This is a genomic window from uncultured Cohaesibacter sp. (assembly GCF_963556055.3).
In the GTDB taxonomy this organism is placed as follows: Bacteria; Pseudomonadota; Alphaproteobacteria; order Rhizobiales; family Cohaesibacteraceae; genus Cohaesibacter.
The window spans coordinates 408,337-429,125 of record NZ_CAUVYE020000012.1 but is presented as its reverse complement, the minus strand read 5'-3'; the positions used below and the strand labels follow the sequence as shown (position 1 = coordinate 429,125).

21 protein-coding genes are annotated in these 20,789 nt (G+C 54.0%); 14 read left to right on the top strand and 7 right to left on the bottom strand.

Annotated features, from left to right (window positions below):
* Positions 1-23: 23 nt before the first annotated feature.
* Positions 24-1,352: an aspartate aminotransferase family protein gene (locus ACHZB8_RS08450; RefSeq protein ID WP_316859807.1), complete on the bottom strand. Its 1,329-nt coding sequence runs from the start codon at positions 1,350-1,352 to the stop codon at positions 24-26.
* A gap of 175 nt (positions 1,353-1,527) precedes the next feature.
* On the opposite strand from ACHZB8_RS08450, the gene ACHZB8_RS08445 reads away from it, so the two are divergent.
* The gene (locus ACHZB8_RS08445; protein ID WP_316859806.1) at positions 1,528-2,160 is read left to right on the top strand and encodes a cupin domain-containing protein; all 633 of its coding nucleotides are present in this window, start codon (positions 1,528-1,530) and stop codon (positions 2,158-2,160) included.
* 18 nt (positions 2,161-2,178) lie between these two features.
* Here ACHZB8_RS08445 and ACHZB8_RS08440 read toward each other — a convergent pair whose 3' ends face one another.
* A complete protein-coding gene (locus tag ACHZB8_RS08440) occupies positions 2,179-3,072 on the bottom strand; it encodes a bile acid:sodium symporter family protein (protein ID WP_316859805.1) in 894 nt (297 codons plus the stop codon).
* A 297-nt stretch (positions 3,073-3,369) separates the two neighbouring features.
* Between ACHZB8_RS08440 and ACHZB8_RS08435 the strand changes: the two genes are divergently transcribed.
* A complete protein-coding gene (locus tag ACHZB8_RS08435) occupies positions 3,370-3,828 on the top strand; it encodes a copper chaperone PCu(A)C (protein WP_316859804.1) in 459 nt (152 codons plus the stop codon).
* Positions 3,829-3,910: 82 nt separating this feature from the next.
* On the opposite strand, the gene menA is transcribed toward ACHZB8_RS08435, so the two are convergent.
* Positions 3,911-4,834, bottom strand: coding sequence for a 1,4-dihydroxy-2-naphthoate octaprenyltransferase (gene menA / locus ACHZB8_RS08430; RefSeq protein ID WP_316859803.1), 924 nt, complete (start codon positions 4,832-4,834; stop codon positions 3,911-3,913).
* A gap of 488 nt (positions 4,835-5,322) precedes the next feature.
* On the opposite strand from menA, the gene ACHZB8_RS08425 reads away from it, so the two are divergent.
* A complete protein-coding gene (locus ACHZB8_RS08425; protein ID WP_316859802.1) occupies positions 5,323-7,128 on the top strand; it encodes a hybrid sensor histidine kinase/response regulator in 1,806 nt (601 codons plus the stop codon).
* Positions 7,129-7,148: 20 nt separating this feature from the next.
* Here ACHZB8_RS08425 and ACHZB8_RS08420 read toward each other — a convergent pair whose 3' ends face one another.
* The 4 genes from ACHZB8_RS08420 to phnF all read right to left on the bottom strand — a co-directional run bounded on the left by ACHZB8_RS08420 (position 7,149) and on the right by phnF (position 9,884).
* Complete coding sequence (locus ACHZB8_RS08420) at positions 7,149-7,772, bottom strand: response regulator transcription factor (RefSeq protein ID WP_316859801.1); 624 nt, start codon at positions 7,770-7,772, stop codon at positions 7,149-7,151.
* Positions 7,773-7,918: 146 nt separating this feature from the next.
* Complete coding sequence (locus tag ACHZB8_RS08415) at positions 7,919-8,257, bottom strand: hypothetical protein (protein ID WP_316859800.1); 339 nt, start codon at positions 8,255-8,257, stop codon at positions 7,919-7,921.
* A 109-nt stretch (positions 8,258-8,366) separates the two neighbouring features.
* Positions 8,367-8,831, bottom strand: coding sequence for a YbhB/YbcL family Raf kinase inhibitor-like protein (locus ACHZB8_RS08410; RefSeq protein ID WP_316859799.1), 465 nt, complete (start codon positions 8,829-8,831; stop codon positions 8,367-8,369).
* Between the two features lie 285 nt (positions 8,832-9,116).
* Positions 9,117-9,884 (bottom strand): phosphonate metabolism transcriptional regulator PhnF, encoded by a 768-nt coding sequence (gene phnF / locus ACHZB8_RS08405; protein ID WP_316859798.1) that lies wholly within the window; start codon positions 9,882-9,884, stop codon positions 9,117-9,119.
* A 425-nt stretch (positions 9,885-10,309) separates the two neighbouring features.
* On the opposite strand from phnF, the gene phnG reads away from it, so the two are divergent.
* The 11 genes from phnG (at position 10,310) to phnE (ACHZB8_RS08350) (ending at position 20,747) form a co-directional block, all read left to right on the top strand.
* Positions 10,310-10,795 (top strand): phosphonate C-P lyase system protein PhnG, encoded by a 486-nt coding sequence (gene phnG / locus ACHZB8_RS08400; RefSeq protein WP_394706151.1) that lies wholly within the window; start codon positions 10,310-10,312, stop codon positions 10,793-10,795.
* Positions 10,795-11,463: a phosphonate C-P lyase system protein PhnH gene (gene phnH, locus ACHZB8_RS08395; protein WP_316859796.1), complete on the top strand. Its 669-nt coding sequence runs from the start codon at positions 10,795-10,797 to the stop codon at positions 11,461-11,463. Before phnG ends, phnH begins: the two co-directional genes overlap by 1 nt.
* Position 11,464: 1 nt before the next feature.
* Entirely contained in the window at positions 11,465-12,601 is a 1,137-nt protein-coding gene (locus ACHZB8_RS08390) for a carbon-phosphorus lyase complex subunit PhnI (RefSeq protein WP_316859795.1), read from the top strand.
* A 2-nt stretch (positions 12,602-12,603) separates the two neighbouring features.
* Positions 12,604-13,548, top strand: coding sequence for an alpha-D-ribose 1-methylphosphonate 5-phosphate C-P-lyase PhnJ (locus tag ACHZB8_RS08385; protein ID WP_394706150.1), 945 nt, complete (start codon positions 12,604-12,606; stop codon positions 13,546-13,548).
* A 56-nt stretch (positions 13,549-13,604) separates the two neighbouring features.
* On the top strand, positions 13,605-14,387 hold the full coding sequence (gene phnK / locus ACHZB8_RS08380; protein WP_316859860.1) for a phosphonate C-P lyase system protein PhnK: 783 nt from the start codon (positions 13,605-13,607) through the stop codon (positions 14,385-14,387).
* Positions 14,388-14,396: 9 nt separating this feature from the next.
* A complete protein-coding gene (gene phnL, locus ACHZB8_RS08375; protein WP_316859794.1) occupies positions 14,397-15,170 on the top strand; it encodes a phosphonate C-P lyase system protein PhnL in 774 nt (257 codons plus the stop codon).
* An 80-nt stretch (positions 15,171-15,250) separates the two neighbouring features.
* On the top strand, positions 15,251-15,865 hold the full coding sequence (locus ACHZB8_RS08370) for a DapH/DapD/GlmU-related protein (RefSeq protein ID WP_316859859.1): 615 nt from the start codon (positions 15,251-15,253) through the stop codon (positions 15,863-15,865).
* Positions 15,866-16,070: 205 nt separating this feature from the next.
* The gene (gene phnC / locus ACHZB8_RS08365) at positions 16,071-16,916 is read left to right on the top strand and encodes a phosphonate ABC transporter ATP-binding protein (protein WP_316859793.1); all 846 of its coding nucleotides are present in this window, start codon (positions 16,071-16,073) and stop codon (positions 16,914-16,916) included.
* Positions 16,917-16,998: 82 nt separating this feature from the next.
* Positions 16,999-17,913, top strand: a complete 915-nt coding sequence (gene phnD, locus ACHZB8_RS08360) for a phosphonate ABC transporter substrate-binding protein (protein ID WP_316859792.1) — start codon at positions 16,999-17,001, stop codon at positions 17,911-17,913.
* Positions 17,914-18,204: 291 nt separating this feature from the next.
* Positions 18,205-19,173, top strand: a complete 969-nt coding sequence (gene phnE / locus ACHZB8_RS08355; protein ID WP_316859858.1) for a phosphonate ABC transporter, permease protein PhnE — start codon at positions 18,205-18,207, stop codon at positions 19,171-19,173.
* Between the two features lie 14 nt (positions 19,174-19,187).
* The gene (gene phnE, locus ACHZB8_RS08350) at positions 19,188-20,747 is read left to right on the top strand and encodes a phosphonate ABC transporter, permease protein PhnE (protein ID WP_316859791.1); all 1,560 of its coding nucleotides are present in this window, start codon (positions 19,188-19,190) and stop codon (positions 20,745-20,747) included.
* The last annotated feature ends 42 nt before the right edge of the window (positions 20,748-20,789 follow it).

The following is a 20,789-nucleotide window of genomic DNA, read 5'->3' as shown; positions in this document are numbered from 1 at the left end:
TTTGTTTTTCAAATGGTCGAAACTCAGTCGATGGTTTCCAGCACTTCGGCAAGGATGCCAAACAGCTGATCGATATGGCTTTTCTCGACGATCAGTGGCGGGGACAGGGCGATGATGTCACCGGTCACGCGGATCATGGCACCCTTTTCCCAGGCTTTCATCATGGCTTCGCCCGCGCGAGCTCCTGGCGCGCCGTCCCGTGGTGCCAACTCGATTCCGGCTACAAGGCCGAGGTTGCGCAGGTCAATGACGTTGCGCGCACCCTTGAGGCTGTGAACTGCATCTTCCCAATAGGAGGATATGGCCGCGGCATGCTCGAACAATCCATCTTCTGCATAGGTATCGAGCGTCGCCAGACCCGCCGCTGTGGCAAGCGGATGACCGGAATAGGTGTAGCCATGGAAAAGCTCGATTGGCGTATCTGCATGCTCCATGGCGGACTGATAGATTTCGTTTGAGACGATCACCGCCCCGGCCGGAACGGTCGCATTGGTCAGCCCCTTGGCGGTCGTGATGATGTCGGGTTTAATGCCGAACAGCTCTGCCGCGCTGGCAGCACCCAGGCGTCCATAGGCGGTGATGACTTCGTCGAAAATCAACAGGATGCCATACTGATCGCAGATTTCGCGCAGGCGCTGCAAATAGCCTTTCGGCGGCATCAGCACACCGGTCGATCCGGCCATCGGCTCAACGATCACCGCGGCAATGGTAGAGGCATCGTGAAGCGCGATAATATCAAGAAGCGCATTCGCTTTCTCAACACCGCCATGCTCCGGGCAACCACGGGAAAAGGCGTTCTTTTCGATGTCGTGGGTATGGGGCAGGTGATCGACCCCGGTCAGCAGAGTGCCAAAATGCATCCGGTTCTTGACGATACCGCCAACGGAAATGCCGCCAAAGCCAGTTCCATGATAACCGCGCTCGCGACCGATCAACCGCGTGCGGACCCCATCACCGCGTGCGCGATGATAGTGCAGTGCGATTTTGAGTGCGGTGTCCACCGATTCCGAACCGGAGTTGGTGAAGAAGACGTGATCCATGCCTTCAGGAAAGATCTCGGCAATGCGTGTTGCAAATTCAAAGGCTTGCGGATGGCCGAAATTGAAATTCGGCGCATAGTCCATAATGGCAACCTGCTTCTGAACCGCTTCGGTAACCCGGCGAGCCCCATGACCGGCATTGACACACCAAAGGCCCGCGGTGCCATCGAGAATGTCGCGCCCGTCAGAGGACTTGTAGAACATGCCTTCGGCTGCGACCACCATCCGGGGATCCTGCTTGAAAGCACGGTTGGGAGTGAAGGGCATCCAGAAGCTGGATAAATCATTTGGCATTTTGCTTTGGTGGTTCATAAAAGACCTCATTGGAAAGCTGTTTTTTTGCGAGTGTGATAGTCCGGCGCAGCCTGAACAAGTCTTTATTTTCGATCCCGTAACAGTCTGAATTGATTTGCCTGCATAGCAATGTGTTTAATATACTGAACATATGAACGGCCATTTGTGGCGAATTGACAGGGAAGATGGCGAAATGGAAGAAAAAAGCGACCCCTCGAAGGGGGGCGAGGACATCCGTGAGGGCATCGAGGGATCGCCTCGCAAGCCCGAAGATGATGTCAGTCAGGATATTGGCGCTCGTTTGCGACAGGTGAGAACTGCAAAGGGCCTATCCCAGCGCGCGCTTGCCAAGAAGACCGGCGTTGCCAACGCCACGATCTCACAGATTGAAAGCGGGCAGGCCAATCCCTCTGTCGGAGCATTGAAGCGCATTCTTGATGGCATCGATATGGATCTGGCGCGTTTCTTTTCCTTCGAACCGACGCTTGAAAGCGAGATTTTCTACAAGGCCAGCGATCTCAAGGAGATCGGCAAGGGAAAATTGTCTTTCCGGTTGGTCGGGGCAGACCGACTGGACAAACAGATCCAGATGTTGCATGAGACCCTGCTGCCCGGAGCCGATACAGGCCGGGTATCGCTCAGCCACAAGGGCGAAGAGTGCGGGATTGTGATATCCGGCAGTCTTGAAGTCACCGTCGGAGAGGTTCGGAAAATTCTGCGCCCCGGAGATGCGTGGTATTTTGACAGTGCCATACCGCACAGATTTCGCAACCCCGGAGCGCAAGCCTGTATTTGTGTCAGCGCCTGCTCGCCGCCAACCTTTTAACTCAATACCCCAAACCCGTTAGCGCTCTTTAGCAACAGAATGGTCTTTTTCTTCCGACAGCCTGTTGCCGATTGCGATCAGGATCAGAACGGACACATTCATCACCAGCGCATAAATGGAAGAGGGGACCATGAAACGCCCATCACCCAGAAATTGCGAGATGACCAGCGCCAGCGCCACATTCTGCAAGCCGCACTCAATGGCAATGGTCAAGGCCTGCTGCGCATTGAGTTTGAAGAGGCGCGAGAAAAACAGCGCCGAGCCAATCGCCGCGACATTGAGCGCGATCACCGCCGGACCGACTGTGCTCCAGTGCGCCATGATGCTGTTCCATTCGCTATAGAAGGAATTGAACACGATGGCCGCAAAGATCGCCGAGGCAACAAACTTTGCCGGACCCTCGATGCGACTGGAAAGGGTCGGGAGAAAATGACAAAACGCCATGCCGATGGACAAGGGCAGCGCGGAGATGGCAAGGACCTTGAGTGCCGTCTCGCCAAATGGCAAGGCATAGAGATCACTGCCGCTTGCTTCGACAAGGCCCGAGCTTCTGAAGACAAGAAAAGCGATCGACAGGATGGTCGGGATTGTCAGAAAGGCAACCAGGTTGGTCAGGATCGTCAGGGAAATGGACAAGGCCGTTTTGCCCCGTGCCAACACGGTCAAAAGGTTGGAGGAAATGCCACCCGGTGCGGACGCCAGAATAATGAGCCCGATCGAATACACGGCATCAAGTTTGAAAACCAGAGCAACGGTGAGGGCGATGATCGGAAGGAAGACAATTTGAGCAATCAGCCCCGCGCCAACTGCGCGCAACTGATGAAACAACGCCCTGAAGTCGGAAAGGCGAACCGAAAGTCCAACCGTCATCATGATCAGGGCCAGACCGATGGGAATGAGGGGAGTATCCAAGCAGAGTTACCTCTTTGTTATTGTAAACCGGGTCAGGAAGAGTCTGCGCATATCAGCTTGCGGCAGGACCACAAACATACTGGCTCGCATTCATCACCGGATGATTTGGTAAATGCCGGACCCAGATGTCTCCCTTAGTCTTATAGTTTAAAGAATGAACGCAAAATAATAAAGGGAGTGAAATTTTTTTGATATCGTGTCCCTGAAACGGGATGCGCCTTTGTTTGGGGGGAGGCACGCGCGCCGGATGTCTGTCGGCACCGTGTCGAAACGCGACTAGAGCAAGGAATGGGGACTATGAAAAAACTGATTATCGCGATCGCCCTAATGGGGCTTTCGACCTTTGCAACGAACGCAGCCGAATGGAACATTGGTTCGATTAGCGTGGCGGATCCTTTCGCAAGGGCATCGGCTGGTCGCGCAAATGCCGGTGGCGGTTTCATGACCATCAGCAATAGCGGCGAGGCTGATCGGCTGATTGCAGCCCATGCCGATGTTGGTGAGATTACCGAGCTGCATACGCACATCAAGGAGGGGGATGTGATGCGCATGCGCCAAGTCGAAGCCATCAATGTTCCGGCGAACGGCTCGGTTGCCTTGAAGCCCGGCAGCTATCACGTCATGTTCATGAAGCTCAAGGCCCCTCTGAAAGAAGGGGAGACTTTCCCGCTCGAACTGACCTTCGAGAAAGCTGGCAACGTGACAATCGATGTTGTGGTTGCAAGCATCGGGGCAAAGGTCGCGCCGGGTAAATAGGTGCCTTTCCCGGATCGGTCAATCATCATGGCGGTGTCGGAGACTGGAAGTGTCCGCGCCGCTTTTTTTGCGAAATGGTGTTTCAGAAAAGCAGAACGGCGCCGAATGCCAGCACCCATTGCAATTGAAAAATCGATGTGCGCATCAAACAGGCATTCAGCTCCGCGGCAGAGCTGGCCAGAAAGAAGTGTCTGATTGGCACCATCAACGAATAGGCCATCAACAGCGCACTGAATATCAGGCTTGCGAGACTGAGAGTGCCGGGCTCCAACAGATTGTGGACATGGATGATGCCGATACAGCTCACAAGGATGAAGATCGCATAGACCTGCTTCGTGCGCTTAGGCCCGATCTCGATAACCAGCGTATGTCGCCCGCCCAGCTTGTCGCCGTCACGGTCTCGATGGTTGTTGACGGTGAGAACGGCCGCCGCGGGCAATCCGATATAAAGTCCTGCCCAGAAGCTGACGAGGGTCCATTGCTCGATCAACAGATAAGTTGTGCCCATAACGGACATGATGCCGAAAAAGGAGATGACAAAGAGTTCTCCAAACGGGGAACTGGAGATCGGATAAGGACCTGATGAATAGCCAAAGGCGCATAGAATGCCGACGATTCCGATGGCGAGGATCGGCCAGCCACCAAAAAACACGAGACTAAGGCCAAAAATGGAAGCCAACAGCAAAAACAGAACAGCAGCCAGTCTGACATGCCCGGCTTGCAACAGGCCAAGGCTCGTCATCCGGGGCGGTCCCAGCCGTTCCTGGGCATTGTCGAGCCCAGATGTGGCGTCAGCTGCGTCATTCCACAGATTGGTGGCAATCTGAATGCAGACCGCAGACAGGATGATGATTGGAAATATCAGCCAGTTGGACGTTGTGTCAGTATCAAGAGCCAGCAAACCGGCAAGCAGGATCGGGCCAAGTGCCAATACCAGCGTCTTGGGCCTTGTTGCAAGGAACCAGGCCATTGGCTTGCTGATCGTCTCGATTGTTGGATCTGCCATATTCCATTCACCTTTTGCCTAAGACCAGCATGGGAAAATTTGGGGTTGGCATTTCGAAATATTTGAAAGCCATTTCAACGCGTTGTTACACCATTTTGGTGCCGGCTGAAAATATTTATTGAACCTTGCCCAACCCGATGGGCAGGAAAGACAGCTTCCATGCACAAAAATTGTGGCTTTTCGGAATGCGCAGTTTTTACAATCGCATTTAGAGCAATTTTAAGCGCGCTGGATCTCTTTCGACAGTTCAATCACTTAGTTTTTTACGACTTTTATCAAGAGAAACGTGCGGCATCTTTCGACTGATTATAAGGAGAAAGTCACAATTCATTTGTTCAGCAGTTGACAAAAACTTCTTTTCAGTAAAGTTTTCCAAATGAGTTCGTTGAAATGTAAAGAAAAAAAAGCAAAGATATTCGACTAGACCAAGACCGCAAACATGAACATCAGTGCGAAGGTTGGAGATCCCTCGCAGTCAAGAATTGGCCATGAATCTGATAGATGCATTCAAAACGAGACTTCCGGCGGATCGTGTTCATGAACATGTCAATGTGTTTCTGAAAACGCCGAATGCCATCTATTCGGGTCATATTGCCAGTGCTTCGGTCCTGTTGATAATCGCCCACTACAATCCAAGGATACCAGTCTGGTTTCTGTTTTTCTGGGGCTTTTTGGAGCTGCTCGCCTATCCACTATTGATGGAACTCTGGCGACGAAGCTATCTGAAAAGGGAACCGGACAAGCGCGATCCCTATTTGTGGATTCGCCTCATGGATCTGCTCAGCTTCGTTGTTGGGACCAGTTGGGGCGTTATGACATTTGTCAGCCTCAATACTGATGATGTCGCACATTTTGCGGTTCAAATGGCGATTTCTGCCGGGGCAACCGCTGCTGCAGTGCGGTCTCTGGCGGTCTTTCCGCGTTCATTCGCGCTTTATGCGACACCCTATCTTGGACTCTTGGCGCTTCGGCTCGTGATGCTTGGCCATGAGTTCATCCTGCTTGCCATTCTGGTTCTTGTTTTCTTGGCGATGATGCTGCGCTTTGGCCATGACGTGCTGGAGTCGATGTCCCAATATATTGAGATCAGCAATGAGAATCTCGATCTGGCGCAACGATATCGTGAAGCTGCGGAATCGTCCCGGCATGCCAATCGGGAAAAAACCCGTCTGCTTGCCGCCGCGAGCCATGACTTGCGTCAACCGATCCACGCGATCGGACTGCTGATTGAGACATTGCCCTCCAATGCAATGGATGAAAAGAGCAAGGAAACGCTGAGCCGCATCAAGAACTCTCTGCAAACCTTGTCCAAATTGTTCAATTCGCTTCTGGATGTCAGCCTTCTGGACAGTGGCAAGATACAGGTCCGTCAAAGTGTTTTCGATCTGGAAGATGCGCTCAACCATATTTTGGATGATTATGAGCCATTGGCAGAAATTGCGCACGTGACGCTTAGCCTTGAATGCCCGAAGATCGGCGTGGTCGGGGATCCCATCCTGATCAGGCGCATGGTGCAGAATCTGCTCTCCAATGCAATCCGGCACTCGAACGGTGGTACCGCTTTTGTCAAGGTTCAGACCGATGGGGCTCAAGTAGACATTCTCGTCAGTGATGATGGCCCCGGCATCGCCAAAGAGCATCAGGCCCTGATTTTTGAGGAATTCACCCAGATCCGCCAACGGTCGAAACGCGAAATGCTTAATACCGGCGATGTCGTGCCGATAGAAAAGGGGCTCGGTCTTGGCCTCGCCATTGTCCGCCGTCTTGCGGATTTGCAGAATCTGACGCTGCATCTCGAAACCGCTTCGACAGGAACCTGTCTTTCCATTCGTGGACTGGTCCGTGCTCCGCTCAGCGAACATGCAGCCAAAGCAGCCAATCCAAGTGAGAAGATTGGTGAGCGGTTCCAGCAGAAACGCATTCTGGTGGTTGATGATGACATGGAAACCCTGGAAGCCACTGTCGGTCTTTTGCAGAAATGGGGATGCCAACTGTCCCGAGCGGCCAATCTGGCCGAGGTGAAAAATCTATCCGGGCCTTGCGATCTGATCATCAGTGATTTCTCTTTCCCAAGTGGAGAAACCGGACTTGAAATCATCGAGGAAGCCCGCAAGACCCATGGCAGCGACCTCAAGGCGATCATCATTTCTGCTGATTCTAGCGAGCAGGTGCAAAAGCAAGTGAAAGATGCAGGCTTGCTGCTCATTCACAAACCGGTTCAGCCGGTGCAGTTGCGCTCGGCGATGCTGGATATTTTCCTGTCAACGCACGATCAGGCCGAAGTGATTTCATGATTTCCTGAAAAAGCCGGCTACTAATTCAACCCATAGCTTGCTGCGATGGCGGAGGCTGCCGCGCGGTTGGAAACGCCCAGGTTTTTCATCAATGCCGATACATGGCTGCGAACCGTAAAAGGGGAGAGGTCCAACTCGCGAGCGATTTCCTTGTTGGAGAGGCCATGGCGCAGCAATTTCAGGATCTCGATCTGACGTGGTGTCAGCTCTTCAATGGCCGCGCGGGTCTTGCCCGCAACCGTCTGGGGCATTTCATCCTCGCTAATGCGGACTTCGATCTGCCCTTGCATGACGCTGACAACCGCTTCAAGCATCTGATCGGAGGGAACGGATTTGGAAACAAAACCGTTCACACCCAGAGCCATGATGTGATCCACCTCCAGTGGGTCATTCATCATGGATACGGCAATAATCGGGCAAAGCGAGAAGGTTTGCCGCAATCGTTTCAGGTCTCTGACATAATCAAAACCGGGAAAGAGTAAATCCGAAATGATGAGATCAGGCTCAGGCTTGACGGCTATCAGTGCGTCAAGAGAAGACGCATCACCCGCCTCGTCAATCCGTGCATCGGGGTAGAGGCCCTCAAGCATCTGTTTCATGCCGGTTCGATAAAGAGGGTGGTCATCAGCAAGAATGATACGCAAGTCCTGTCCTCCTGTCACAACGCGAACATGTTAGTGGTCACTGTTACACAGAACCACTAAATACTTTGCTTCCCTTTTTGGCAAGTCTCCAATGAAGCCATGTGAGTGTCCATAGCTACATCTGTACAAGCGACGATCAACCGCGCCTAATGGTCTGATTTTGTAAGGAAATGATGGTCCAGCCCGGTGTCGTACTCAAGCCCGTCTCGGGTGAGGACAATCGGTGGTACATCCTTGTCCCTGACAAGGCCCTTGCGGGCGAGTGCTGTCCATACCGCACGATTGTTGAAGCCGGATGCATCGGCCATATTGACCACAAATTCGCCAACATGCAGATGATCTCCATGTGCATGGGGAAGCCGCAGGATGGTCACCGAGCCATCTGCATCCCATGCGTCATCTGGCTGGGTGCGTGCGATGATTTGTGTCAGGACCAGAGTCCGCAATTGAAGCTTGTTGAGTTTAAGCGGATTGACGCGTTTCATTCTATCCAACCCTTGAACCTGTTTGGAAACGGATAAGCAGAGGGCCGGACTGTGTAGTCCGGCCCGAAGGAACAAGATTTACCAGAGTAGTGGGTCTTGGTAAATGCTGTTAGCCATTATTCTTGAAATGGCCCGTGATGCTCGCAGACGCGATCTGGTTGCGCATGATGTTGAACCGAACATAGGCACCGGTAATTCCGGAAGGCTCGATTTCTTCCAGCGACAACGCATGCAGGGTAAAGATGTAGCGATGTGCAGGATCGTCTGCCGGTGGACAAGCGCCTATATAGCTTTCCGTGCCGGCATCATTGAGAGCGCTTTTTGCACTCTCCGGCAGTGTCTGGCAGGAAATCTCTCCCGATTCGGAAACCGGAATATTGGTAATGATCATGTGCCAGAAGCCGGAGCCCGTGGGCGCATCCGGATCATAGCATGTGAGCGCAAGGCTCTTGGCGTCCGCGGGAACGCCAGACCATCGCAATATCGGGCAAAGATCTTCGCCGCCAAGGCGTTTCGAAACGGATTTTGAGGGTAGGGGATCGCCGTCTTTAAAATCTGGACTTGTCAATAACATCAAGGTGTTCTCCTGAAAATGATTGGGCTTGAGGGAACCCTGCTCACGTCTTTCCGGCGCTGTCGAGTAGGGCACCGGGATTGTCTGGTATGTTCAACAGCTATGACTATACTATGGCAAATGGCGATGTCTGGGCCCATCCCGCCTTTTTGATCGCCTGAAACGTTTCAAGTCACAAAACTTCAGAAGTAGGCCGCGCTCAACTCACACTTGCCTCACAAGCAAGGAGCGACATCAAGGCAAGTGCTGTCCTGCTACCGGCAAGGACTGTACCCTGTCTGATCCTTAGTCTTCCGCTGCGTTTGATCCCAGTTCGATTTGCAAGTTGACCCGGTCTGCGGAGAAGCGTGTTTTTGAATATTCAACGGGCCTTCCATCAAGATCCGCGTTGACCGCGTGAGTGACCAGCACAATCGAACCGGGGGAAAGGCCCATGATCTCGATGTCGTCAAGGGTTGCATGATAGGCTTCGATCAAGGTGGACTGGCGGACATAATCGTCTAGACCGGATGCCGCAAAAGCTTTGGTGACCGAGTTGGTGGTTTTCAGATGGCTGAGCAGGTCGGGAAAACGGGCATGGTCAAACCAGGCGGTCGTGCGGCTTACCGGGGTATCATCACTTGTGCCCACCGAGTTGATTTGCAAAACCGGTACGCCTTCTTCAAGGTCTAGCGACGTGGCCACATCACGGTGCGCCTCGATGATATCGTGACTGATAAGCCGGGAAACCCCTCTTTGTCCCTGTTCGGCGAGACTGGCGGAAAAGCGGGTGCGTCGGGTAATCGGATAGGTGAGGCGGCTGGGACTGATGACAAAGGTGCCGCGCCCCTGTTCTGCCCGCAATATTCCCTCATTGACCAGAGCCGATATGGCAGATCGAACCGTGTGCCTGTTCACGCCAAACTGTTCGGCCAGTTCGGTCTCAGACGGCAATTTGCCTGTCTCGTCTCCCAGTCCGGAGGAAATGCCCGCCCGTATCGCATCGGCAATTTGACGCCACAGGGCGATACCTGTTCGCCGTCCAACGCCACGCAGCATTATCTCCGAAGCCATAGCCTGTTTCTCCGTTCGCGGATGATCCGATTGCCTTTCGGTTCAATGATCCGAAAGTGTCGTTTCTGGCAAGTCATAATTTAGCGAGCATCAGAAAAAGCGCAACTTGTCATATCAATGTCATCAAAATTGACTAATTCCATACCAGTACAGTTGTCTATATAACTAGACAAATAAGAAACGTCAATCACGCCTCGTCTTTACCGGAGCCCGGCAGCCGCAATTTTGCCGGTCTGTGCGCACCAGAAGGGGAGCCCCCCGAAGCCGTCCGGACACTTTGGTCGCTTATGACAATCCCGATTGATCATTTGGGCTTTGGAGACGAAGACGAAAAGCATGTTTGGGCTGGTCGGCGGATGTGGAAATCGGAAGATCCTAAAGGGTAGAACCAGGATATGAATAGCGAAAATGAGCAAGGGGCAGGCATGTCCCGACAGAGCGCAGGAGAGGCATCCTCCCCCTTGTCCCCGGCGCAGCAAATGCGACAGGAGCGCATGGCAATACTTGCTCATGCTTCGGCAAAGGAGCTGGCAGCATTGTGGCAAGCGCTCGACATCAATCCTCGCTGCGAAGTTTTACGCGGACCGGAAACCGGTCTGATTGCCCTGCGGGGACAGATTGGAGGGGGCGGTGCCCCGTTCAACTTTGGTGAGGCGACTGTGACACGCGCAACCGTTCGCATGGAAAATGGCTTGGTGGGTCATGCCATCATGCTTGGTCGCGATCAGACCAAGGCCAAGCTTGCAGCTGTCATTGATGCCCTGGCAACAGATCCTGACATGGCAGAGGCAGTTGACGAGAAAATTCTCTCACCCCTGAAAGCGAAGGCATCCGAGTGCGATCAGGCAAAGGCGGCCCAGACTCTGGCAACCCGTGTCAACTTCTTCACAATGGTTCGAGGTGACGATTGATGAGCGATGCAAATCTCAATGTTCCTGTTGCTGATATCGATCTGGATGTCATGCATGGAGGTCTCGGAAATCCGGTTTTGCAGGCCCAGACGATTTTCCGGGCAATCATGGATGCCATGGCAAGACCGGGCAAGGTCATTGCACTGGCAAGCGATGCCCGTCCACCACAGCCACTGACCCCGATAACCGCTGCCATTCTGGCAACCCTTGCCGATGCGGACACGCCCTTGTGGCTGGATGCCTCCCTGTCGGAAAGCAAAGCCGTCAAGGACTGGCTCGGCTTCCATCTTGGTGCTCCATTGGCAAGCGAAAGCTCGGAAGCGAGCTTTGCCGTTATTTCAAGCGGGAAGGCCGTTCCTTCACTCGATATCTTTGCCAAAGGGTTGCTCGAATATCCCGATCGCTCGACAACCCTGATCATTCAGGTCGACGCGCTCGGTAACAAGCCTCTATGGCAGCTTGAGGGCCCCGGCATCAAGGACAGCCAGCCCTTTTCTGTCGAGCCGATCATACAGAGCTTCCTGCCTTTGTGGGCGAGCAACAATGACCTGTTTCCACGCGGTGTCGACGTCATTTTCTCTGCGCCGGATGCATTGGCCTGCCTGCCAAGGACTACCCGGATTTCCGTGCAAGATGTGAGCCGGACCAAAAAGCATCAGGAGCTTTGACATGTATGTAGCTGTGAAAGGCGGGGAAGCCGCCATCAAGGCCGCCCACGAGTTGCTTGCAGATCGTCGCCGCGGTGATCGTTCTCTTCCTTCGATAACGCTCGATCAGATCACCGAGCAATTGGCGCTGGCCGTGGATCGTGTCATGAGTGAGGGTGCGCTTTATGATCGTGAATTGGCCTCTCTTGCCATCAAGCAAGCACGGGGCGACATGATCGAGGCGATTTTCCTGCTGCGGGCCTATCGCACCACCTTGCCACGATTGGGCTATTCCAAACCCGTTGATACGGCAAAGATGAAAATCGAACGCCGCATCTCTGCCACTTTCAAGGATCTGCCCGGCGGCCAGATTTTGGGGCCGACCTTCGATTACACCCACCGTTTGCTCGATCCGTCCCTGGCAAGCGATGAACAGGTACCTGAAGCCTCTGAAGCCGATATCGGCGGAGAGATGGCAGATGAAGCCATGCCCCGCGTGTCTGATCTGATCGCCGGAGAAGGGCTGATCGAAGCAGACAGTCAACCGCCCGAAGACAATGGCGAATGGCCTGAGCCCGGAGACTTGACCCGCAAGCCGAGGCAATTCCCGATGAGCAGAGACTTGCGCTTGCAAGCCCTGTCACGCGGGGACGAAGGTTTTCTCTTGTCCATGGGCTATTCCACCCAGCGCGGTTTCGGCACCAGCCATCCCTTTGCCGGTGAAATCCGTATCGGTGAGGTTGAGGTCGAGGTCGATATGCCGGAATTGGGCTTTGCCGTTTCCATCGGCCGCATTCAGGTTAGCGAATGCCAGATGGTCAACAAGTTCAAGGGCTCGAAATCTTCATCGCCCAAATTCACCCGAGGCTACGGGCTGGTGTTCGGTCAGTCAGAGCGCAAGGCCATGTCCATGGCTCTGTGTGATCGTGCCTTGCGTGCACGTGAGCTGGACGAGGACATCTATGCGCCTGCGCAGGATGAGGAATTCGTCATTTCCCACTCGGACAATGTTCAGGCAACAGGTTTCGTCGAGCATCTCAAGCTGCCGCACTATGTCGACTTCCAGGCAGAGCTTGGTCTGGTGCGCAAGATGCAGGCCGAATTCAATGAAAGATTTGCCGCGGTTGATGACGACGGCGACCAGGAGGCAGCCCAATGACCATGACGACAGCGCTTTGTGATGACATGTCTGCAACAGACAACATCGCGCGTTATAACTTCGCCTATCTCGATGAGCAGACAAAGCGGATGATCCGTCGTGCCATTTTGAAAGGGATTGCGATCCCCGGCTATCAGGTGCCCTTTGCCAGCCGCGAAATGCCCATGCCCTATGGCTGGGGGACTGGAGGCGTGCAGGTCACTGCATCCATCATCGGTCCCGACGACATTCTGAAGGTCATTGATCAGGGTGCGGACGACACAACCAATGCCGTGTCTATCAGAGCCTTCTTTGCCAAGATGGCCGAGGTAGAAACCACGACGGACACGACAAAGGCGAGCATTATCCAGACCCGCCACCGTATTCCTGAGACAAAGCTTGAAGAGGGACAGATCATCGTCTTTCAGGTTCCCATCCCTGAGCCCTTGCGCTTTCTCGAGCCACGGGAAACCGAGACCCGGAAAATGCATGCCGTGGAAGACTATGGCCTCATGCATGTCAAGCTTTACGAAGATATCGCCCAGAAGGGGCACATCGCCACAAACTATGCCTATCCGGTCAAGGTGAAGGGGCGCTATATCATGGATCCCTCGCCAACCCCGAAATTTGACAATCCGAAAATGCATATGAGCGAAGCCTTGCAGCTATACGGAGCGGGCCGTGAAATGCGCATCTATGCCATTCCGCCCCACACAGAGGTGGTAAGCCTTGATTTCGAGGACTATCCCTTTGAAGTCCAGACATTCAAGGAGCCTTGTGCCTTGTGCGGAGGCACGGGCGTCTATCTCGATGAAGTCATCCTCGATGACGCTGGCGGGCACATGTTTGTCTGCTCGGACAGTAACTATTGCGAGGACCGCAGAGCCAATGGGCACCGGGGAGCCTTGTCACCCGATATTCTGGACGAGGATACCGCAGAACAGCAACGGGAAGGCACGGACAGATGACCATCAATCAGGATGCAGATTGTTTGAGAGACGCAACGCTAGTGCCACACCGGCAGATGGACCTTGAAGAGCAACCGCTGTTGCAGGTGCGTTCCGTTTCCAAATATTACGGCCGCCGCATCGGTTGCGAAGAGATCAGCTTCGATCTCTGGCCCGGTGAAGTATTGGCCATCGTTGGTGAATCCGGCTCGGGCAAGACTACCTTGCTCAATTGCATATCAACCCGCCTGACGCCGACCTCCGGCATGGTCAACTATCGCATGCGCGATGGTTCCATGCGCGAAGTGTTTCGCCTCACCGAAGCAGAGAAACGTTTTCTCATGCGCACCGACTGGGGCTTTGTGCATCAAAACCCCGCCGATGGCTTGCGCATGTCCGTTTCGGCCGGTGCCAATGTCGGCGAAAGGCTGATGGCCATTGGCAAACGCCACTATGGCGACATTCGCCAAACGGCCTCTGATTGGCTGGAGCAGGTGGAAATCGACAAGGATCGCATCGACGATCAGCCGAGGGCCTTTTCCGGTGGCATGCGCCAACGCCTGCAAATCGCACGCAACCTTGTGACCGGCCCAAGGCTGATCTTCATGGACGAGCCGACCGGAGGTCTCGATGTCTCCGTTCAGGCGCGGCTTCTGGATTTGCTGCGTGGGCTTGTTGCCGAGTTGGGTTTGGCTGCCATCATCGTGACCCATGATCTGGCGGTTGCCCGTCTGCTCTCTCATCGCATGGTGGTGATGAAAGAGGGCAGGGTGATCGAGACGGGTCTCACTGACCGGGTTCTCGACGATCCGCAGGCACCATATACCCAACTGCTGATATCATCCATTTTACAGGTCTAGGGGCTTTCGATGAACAAACCCGTTTCTTCTGTCATGCAGACAAATCCATTGATTGTCAGCGACGTGACCAAAAGCTTCACAATGCATCTGAGGGGCTCGATCACCATTCCGGTTGTCTCCGGCGTCAATTTCACGCTCAAGGCTGGCGAATGCGCAGTTCTGGGTGGGCCGTCCGGGGTGGGGAAAAGTTCAATCCTGAAAATGATCTATGGCAACTATGCCGCCAACACCGGTCAGATCCTCGTCAGCTATCGGGATCGGATGATTGATATCGTCACCGCAGACCCACGCACCACCATAGCTGTCCGGCGGGAAACCATCGGCTATGTCAGCCAGTTCCTGCGTGCCATGCCTCGTGTGCCGGCCATTGATGTTGCCGCCGAAGCTCTCGTCGAACAAGGCGAGGATATTGAGATCGCTCGCAACAAGGCCGGGGCCATGCTCGCACGCCTCAACTTGCCTGAAAAACTTTGGCAACTTCCCCCGGCGACTTTCTCCGGTGGCGAGCAGCAACGGGTCAATATCGCTCGCGGCTTTCTGACCAATCATCCCGTATTGCTGCTTGACGAGCCGACTGCCTCGCTTGACGCGGCAAACCGCGAAGTGGTGATCGGTCTTATCCGAGAAAAGAAACAACAGGGTGTCGCCTTGCTCGGCATTTTCCATGATGCCGATGTGAGAAGCGAGATTGGCGACGTCATCATCGACGTCTCACGCTTTGCCCAGCATGCGGACCGGACAAATTCCCCAATATCTCAAAGCGTGATCGCGGACTATCAATAGCAAGATCAGGCTTGAGCCGGAACAATCCGCACTCATGCCCGGCAGCAGCAATTCGGAAGAGAGCAATGAAAGAAAAGACAATCGTGAAGCGCCTCGGTCTGGAGCCGACCATTCACCCCAATGCAACCGTTCAGAATTCGAAGCTGGGACGCTACACCGATGTGGGCGACCGCACGCTCATCATTGACAGTGTCATGGGGGACTATTCCTATATCGAACGGGACGGCAATATCTGGTCGTCGACGATCGGCAAGTTCGCCAATATCGCCCAGTCCGTCAGGATCAATGCGCCCAACCATCCGCAATGGCGTGCGACCCAGCACCACTTTACCTATCGCGCCAATACCTATTTCGACGATTGTGAGCAGGAAGAAGACTTCATCGACTGGCGGCGGGATCATTCCGTGACCATTGGCAATGATGTCTGGATCGGCCATGGCGCAACGATCCTTCCCGGCGTGAGCATAGGCGATGGTGCCATCGTCGGGGCCGGGGCTGTCGTCTCTCACGATGTGCCTGATTATATGGTCTTCGGTGGTGTGCCTGCCGAACCTATAAAAGAGCGTTTTCCAAAGGAAATAGCTATGGAATTGAAGGCCATCGCCTGGTGGGACTGGTCCCATGAAGCCCTCAGAGAAGCGCTCGAAGACTTCAGGAATCTGCCCGTCGAGAAATTTGTCGAAACTTATAAATAGTAATAATGCCAATGGTGTAGCGCCGTTTTGTGACAAGCTTCTAAAATATGTAACTGAGTATCATGAAATTTGTGTTTGTCATCGAACTGCAATCTTCAAGACAAGAACGTGTCACAAAAGGCGGGTAGATCATCGCCAGATATGATCGCTTTTTGAATGGCTGGCCCGGTGCCTTTTGGGGCTCGGGATTGTTAAGGAGACGCAAATGCTGGAATTGAAGAATGTGACCCGCCGCTTTGGCGCCAATACTGCGGTGGAATCAGTCACGGTCTCTATTCCTCAAGGGCAAATGGTTGGCGTGATCGGGCGCTCAGGGGCCGGTAAATCGACCTTGCTTCGCATGATCAACCGTCTGATTGATCCGTCGGATGGATCAATCACCTTTGGCGACAAGCAGGTCTCTGCCATCAAGGGCAGTGAGCTGCGCGAATGGCAGCGTGACTGCGCGATGATCTTCCAGCAATTCAACCTCGTTCCGCGTCTTGATGTGTTGACCAACGTCCTGCTTGGTCGTCTCAACCATCGCAACACACTGCTGAACCTGTTCAACATCTTTTCTCACGACGAGCGCGCTCATGCGCTGATGGCTCTTGAGCGGCTGGGCATCGAACAGACCGCATTGCAAAGAGCAGGGACCTTGTCCGGTGGTCAGCAGCAGCGCGTGGCAATTGCGCGCGCTCTGATGCAGAGCCCCAAGGTCATTCTGGCGGACGAGCCCATTGCATCGCTCGACCCGCTCAATGCCAAGATCGTGATGGATAGCCTCAAGGACATCAACGAGCGGGATGGCATCACCGTGGTGACCAACCTTCACACGCTTGACACGGCACGGGCCTATTGTGAACGCATCATCGGCATGTATCACGGCAGAGTGGTGTTCGATGGTCCTGCGTCGGAACTGACGAGCGAAGCCGTCAGGATGATTTATGGCTCGAGCAATGATACCGAAATTTCCGAGGCCATTACCTCCACGTCTATCAAGGAATCTTCAAAGCCGACAGAAGCCGCAGCATCACCTGTGGCCGCTACAGAGATCGCTTCGCCAGCGTAAAAGGCCAATTACGAAAACCTAAATCAATACTCGAAAATGAATGATGCCGGCAACGGGCCGGTTGACATCAGGAGACATGAAAATGTTCAAGAAAATTGTTCTTGCAGCTGTTTCTGTTGCTGCACTGGTGGCTGGCGCTGCCGCCCCTTCTTTTGCAGCTGAAAAAGAATTCCGCATCGGCATCCTCGGTGGTGAAAACGAAGCTGACCGTCTGCGTAACTTCCAGTGCATGGTTGAAAAACTTCCCGCTGCTCTGGGTGTTGAAAAAGTTTCTCTGTTCCCTTCCGCTGACTATGACGGCACCATCCAGGGCCTTCTTGGCGGTACTCTTGACTATGCTGAGCTGGGCGCTTCCGGTTATGCAAAAACCTACCTGACCAACCCTGACGCTGTTGAGCCAATCCTGACCACTGTTCAGACCGACGGTTCCACCGGCTACCATTCTGTCATGGTTGCTCGCAAAGACTCCGGCATGCACGAAGTGGCTGACATGAAAGGCAAAAAACTCGGTTTTGCTGATCCTGACTCCACCTCTGGCTTCCTGGTACCAAGCGTTACCCTGCCAGAAGCTGTTGGCGCTCCTGTTGAAGAATTCTTCGGTTCCACCGGCTTTGGCGGCGGCCACGAAAACCTCGTTCTCGAAGTTGTCAAAGGCACCTTCGACGCAGGTACCACCTGGGCTTCCGGCGTTGGCAAATTCGAAGACGGTTACACCTCTGGCAACCTGCGCAAAATGGTTGACAAAGGCATCCTCGACATGAACGACCTGGTTCCTCTTTGGGTTTCCCCTCTGATCCCGAACGGCCCTGTTGTTGTCCGTTCTACCCTGGACCCGGAAGTCAAAGCCAAATTCAAAAAATTCATGATGGAAATGCCAGAAGCTGATCCAGCATGCTTTGCTGCTATTCAGGGCGGCAGCTACAAAGGCTTCGTCGAAGTGGATGCTGGCTTCTACAAAGCCATCATCGCTGCTCGTAAAGCAAAAATCGGTTCTTAAGGTTTGCCGCATCCGATTTGTTCGGGTGTGATTGAACTTGCATGAGCACAGATGATCCGGAATGACTTCCGGGTCATCTTCTCTTTGGCATTGTTGGCTCTGAGAGGCGAGGCCAATGCCAGACAAGACCTTGTCATTGAAGCGGGCAGTTTGGTCGCCGTGATCTCAGGACCATCGAGAAAGCCCGGTTTTTGGCTTTTTCCAAGGCAGAATGCCCATTTCCATGACAAGTCGAACTTCCTGTTCGCGAGCCTCAGCCGAATGAAACAACCAGGACGCCATGGTGAAAAGATGACGCAACTGAATGACCTATCAAGCCTGTCTGAAGGCCGCGCGACGATCGAGCGCCATTGGCAGGAACTCGCTCGCAAGCGGCGTTTCTATACGCTGCTATCGATCTCCATTCTGGCGGTTTCGCTGATTGCTTCGCTCTGGTTTGCCAACGAGACCAATGCAGGAAAGTTCTTCGACCGGCTTCCCTATTTCTTTGATTTCTTCGGTGACATGGTGCCGCGCGATGGCTGGGAGATTTGGCGCGCTCTGTTCGACCTTAACACGCCTTATGCCGATGGCAGCCTGAAATTCAATTATCCGGACGGGCGCGTCTACCTGATTGGGGCACTCTACATGCCCGAGTATGTCTACAAAATGCTGGAGACGATCAACATCGCGATCTTCTCGACCCTGATCGGTTTTGGCGCCGGCTTCATCCTCTGCTTCCTTGCGGCAACCAACGTTACGACGAGCCGTTGGATGCGTTTCATTGTGCGCCGTATTCTCGAAATCCTGCGCGCCTTTCCCGAGATCGTGATTGCCGGTTTCTTCGTTGCGGTTCTCACCATTGGTGCCGTACCTGCCATGATCGCGGTGACGATCCACACCATCGGCTCTCTTGGCAAGATGTTCTTCGAAGTGGTCGAGAATGCCGACATGAAGGCCGATGAGGGATTGCAGGCCGTCGGGGCCAATCGCGTTGAGCGGGTATGGTTCGGTATCGTGCCTCAGGTTCTGCCAAACTTTCTGTCGTATGGTCTCCTCCGTCTGGAAATCAATGTTCGCGCCTCCACCATCATCGGTGCCGTTGGCGGCGGCGGGATTGGTGAAGCGCTGCGACTTTCCATTTCACGCGGACACGAAGCCAAGACGCTGGCCATCGTTCTCCTGCTCTTCTGCACCATCATCGCAATTGACCAGTTTTCTGCGTGGTTGCGCAAGAAAATCGTCGGCAATCAAGCCTTTGCCTTCGGCGCCAGTATGTAAGGGGAGAGGGATCCATGACTTCAGTTTCTGCCACAGACCTCCAGTCGGTTTATGCCCGCTACCCCGATGTCTTCCGCCCAAGCCTCTGGAAGCGCTTTCGCGGCTGGATTATCGCGCTGGGCATTGTTGTCTATGCCTATTTCGGCGCCAGCTTCCTGCATGTCGGACAGGTCTTGTCCAATGCCAACTGGGAAATCGCGAGCGCCTATCTTGCCGACTGGATCTCCTACGAAGCGCGCCCGGACATCAAGTTCGAGAAAGACTATCTGAGTGTGGAATTTCCACGCTTCTCTGCTCTTGGCAACAATCCCGACCCTGAGTGGATCGAGCAGACCAGAGAAGACAAGGAAATTCTGCCTGATGCCGAAGACCTGAAACAGGCCGAAGTGACAACCCCAACCTTCAGCTTCATGGCTCCGGATGCACCCACTGCAGACAATCCTGCCACACCGTCAAAGCCATCCATCGGCTTCATGGTTCCCGATGCGCCGACTGCAAATAATCCCGCTATTGTTGCGCAGGAAAACAAGACCATTGAGGCAAAAGCGGAAATCAAGAATGTCACCACAAAGGCCATCGTCACCATCGGTGCTGGCCGGGTCGAGGTTGTTCCCGGCGAGGTCATCCTGAGCAAGGGTGACGAGCGTCTTGTTATCAAGATCAAGCGCGATGAGGCCGTTTTGCCGCAAGGTGAATTGCCAGGCTGGGCACGGCAGAAATACGAGAATGAAAAAGTCGTCGCTCGCTTCGGTTTTGATGGTCGCGTCGAAGTGCAGGACTACAAGGTCAAGGTCTATCACCGTTTTCTTGGCTGGGAGAATTTCATTTTCGATACCAATTCACCCTTCTGGAACAAAAGCGCAGGCGAGGTCATGAACATGATCTTTTCCGGTGAGCGCATTGATCCCAAGCGGTCGAACGTCATGCTGGCTATCGATAATTTCCTCAATAATGGCGAGTGGCAACACGGGGATGTCTGGATCAAGCTGCTTCAGACCATCGTGATGGCCTTTGTCGGTACGCTCTTTGCTTCAATGATTGCCTTCCCGCTTTCATTCCTCGCAGCGCGGAACATCACACCCAATCATTTCCTCAACCATTTCCTGAAGCGCTTCTTTGACTTCCTGCGATCAGTGGACATGTTGATCTGGGCTCTCTTTTTCACCCGCGCGTTCGGTCCGGGGCCATTGGCCGGGATTTCGGCCATCTTCTTCACCGATACCGGGACCTTGGGCAAGCTCAACTCCGAAACGCTGGAAAATATTGATGACAAGCAGCGCGAAGGCGTCAAGTCGCTGGGAGCGAGCCCCGTTCTTGTCCAGCGTTATGGCGTCGTGCCGCAGATCCTGCCGGTCTTCCTGTCCCAATCGCTTTATTTCTGGGAATCCAACACCCGGTCCGCCACCATCATCGGCGCTGTCGGTGCGGGCGGTATCGGGCTGAAGCTCTGGGAAGCCATGCGGACCAATCAGGACTGGGAAAACGTGTTTTACATGGTGATCCTGATCCTGCTCGTGGTTTATGTTTTTGATACGATATCCAACAAGTTGCGCTCCAAACTGACCAAGGGCTAGAGGGCCCGGCCAGTCAGATGTGCAGCGAATGCCTCAAAGGAA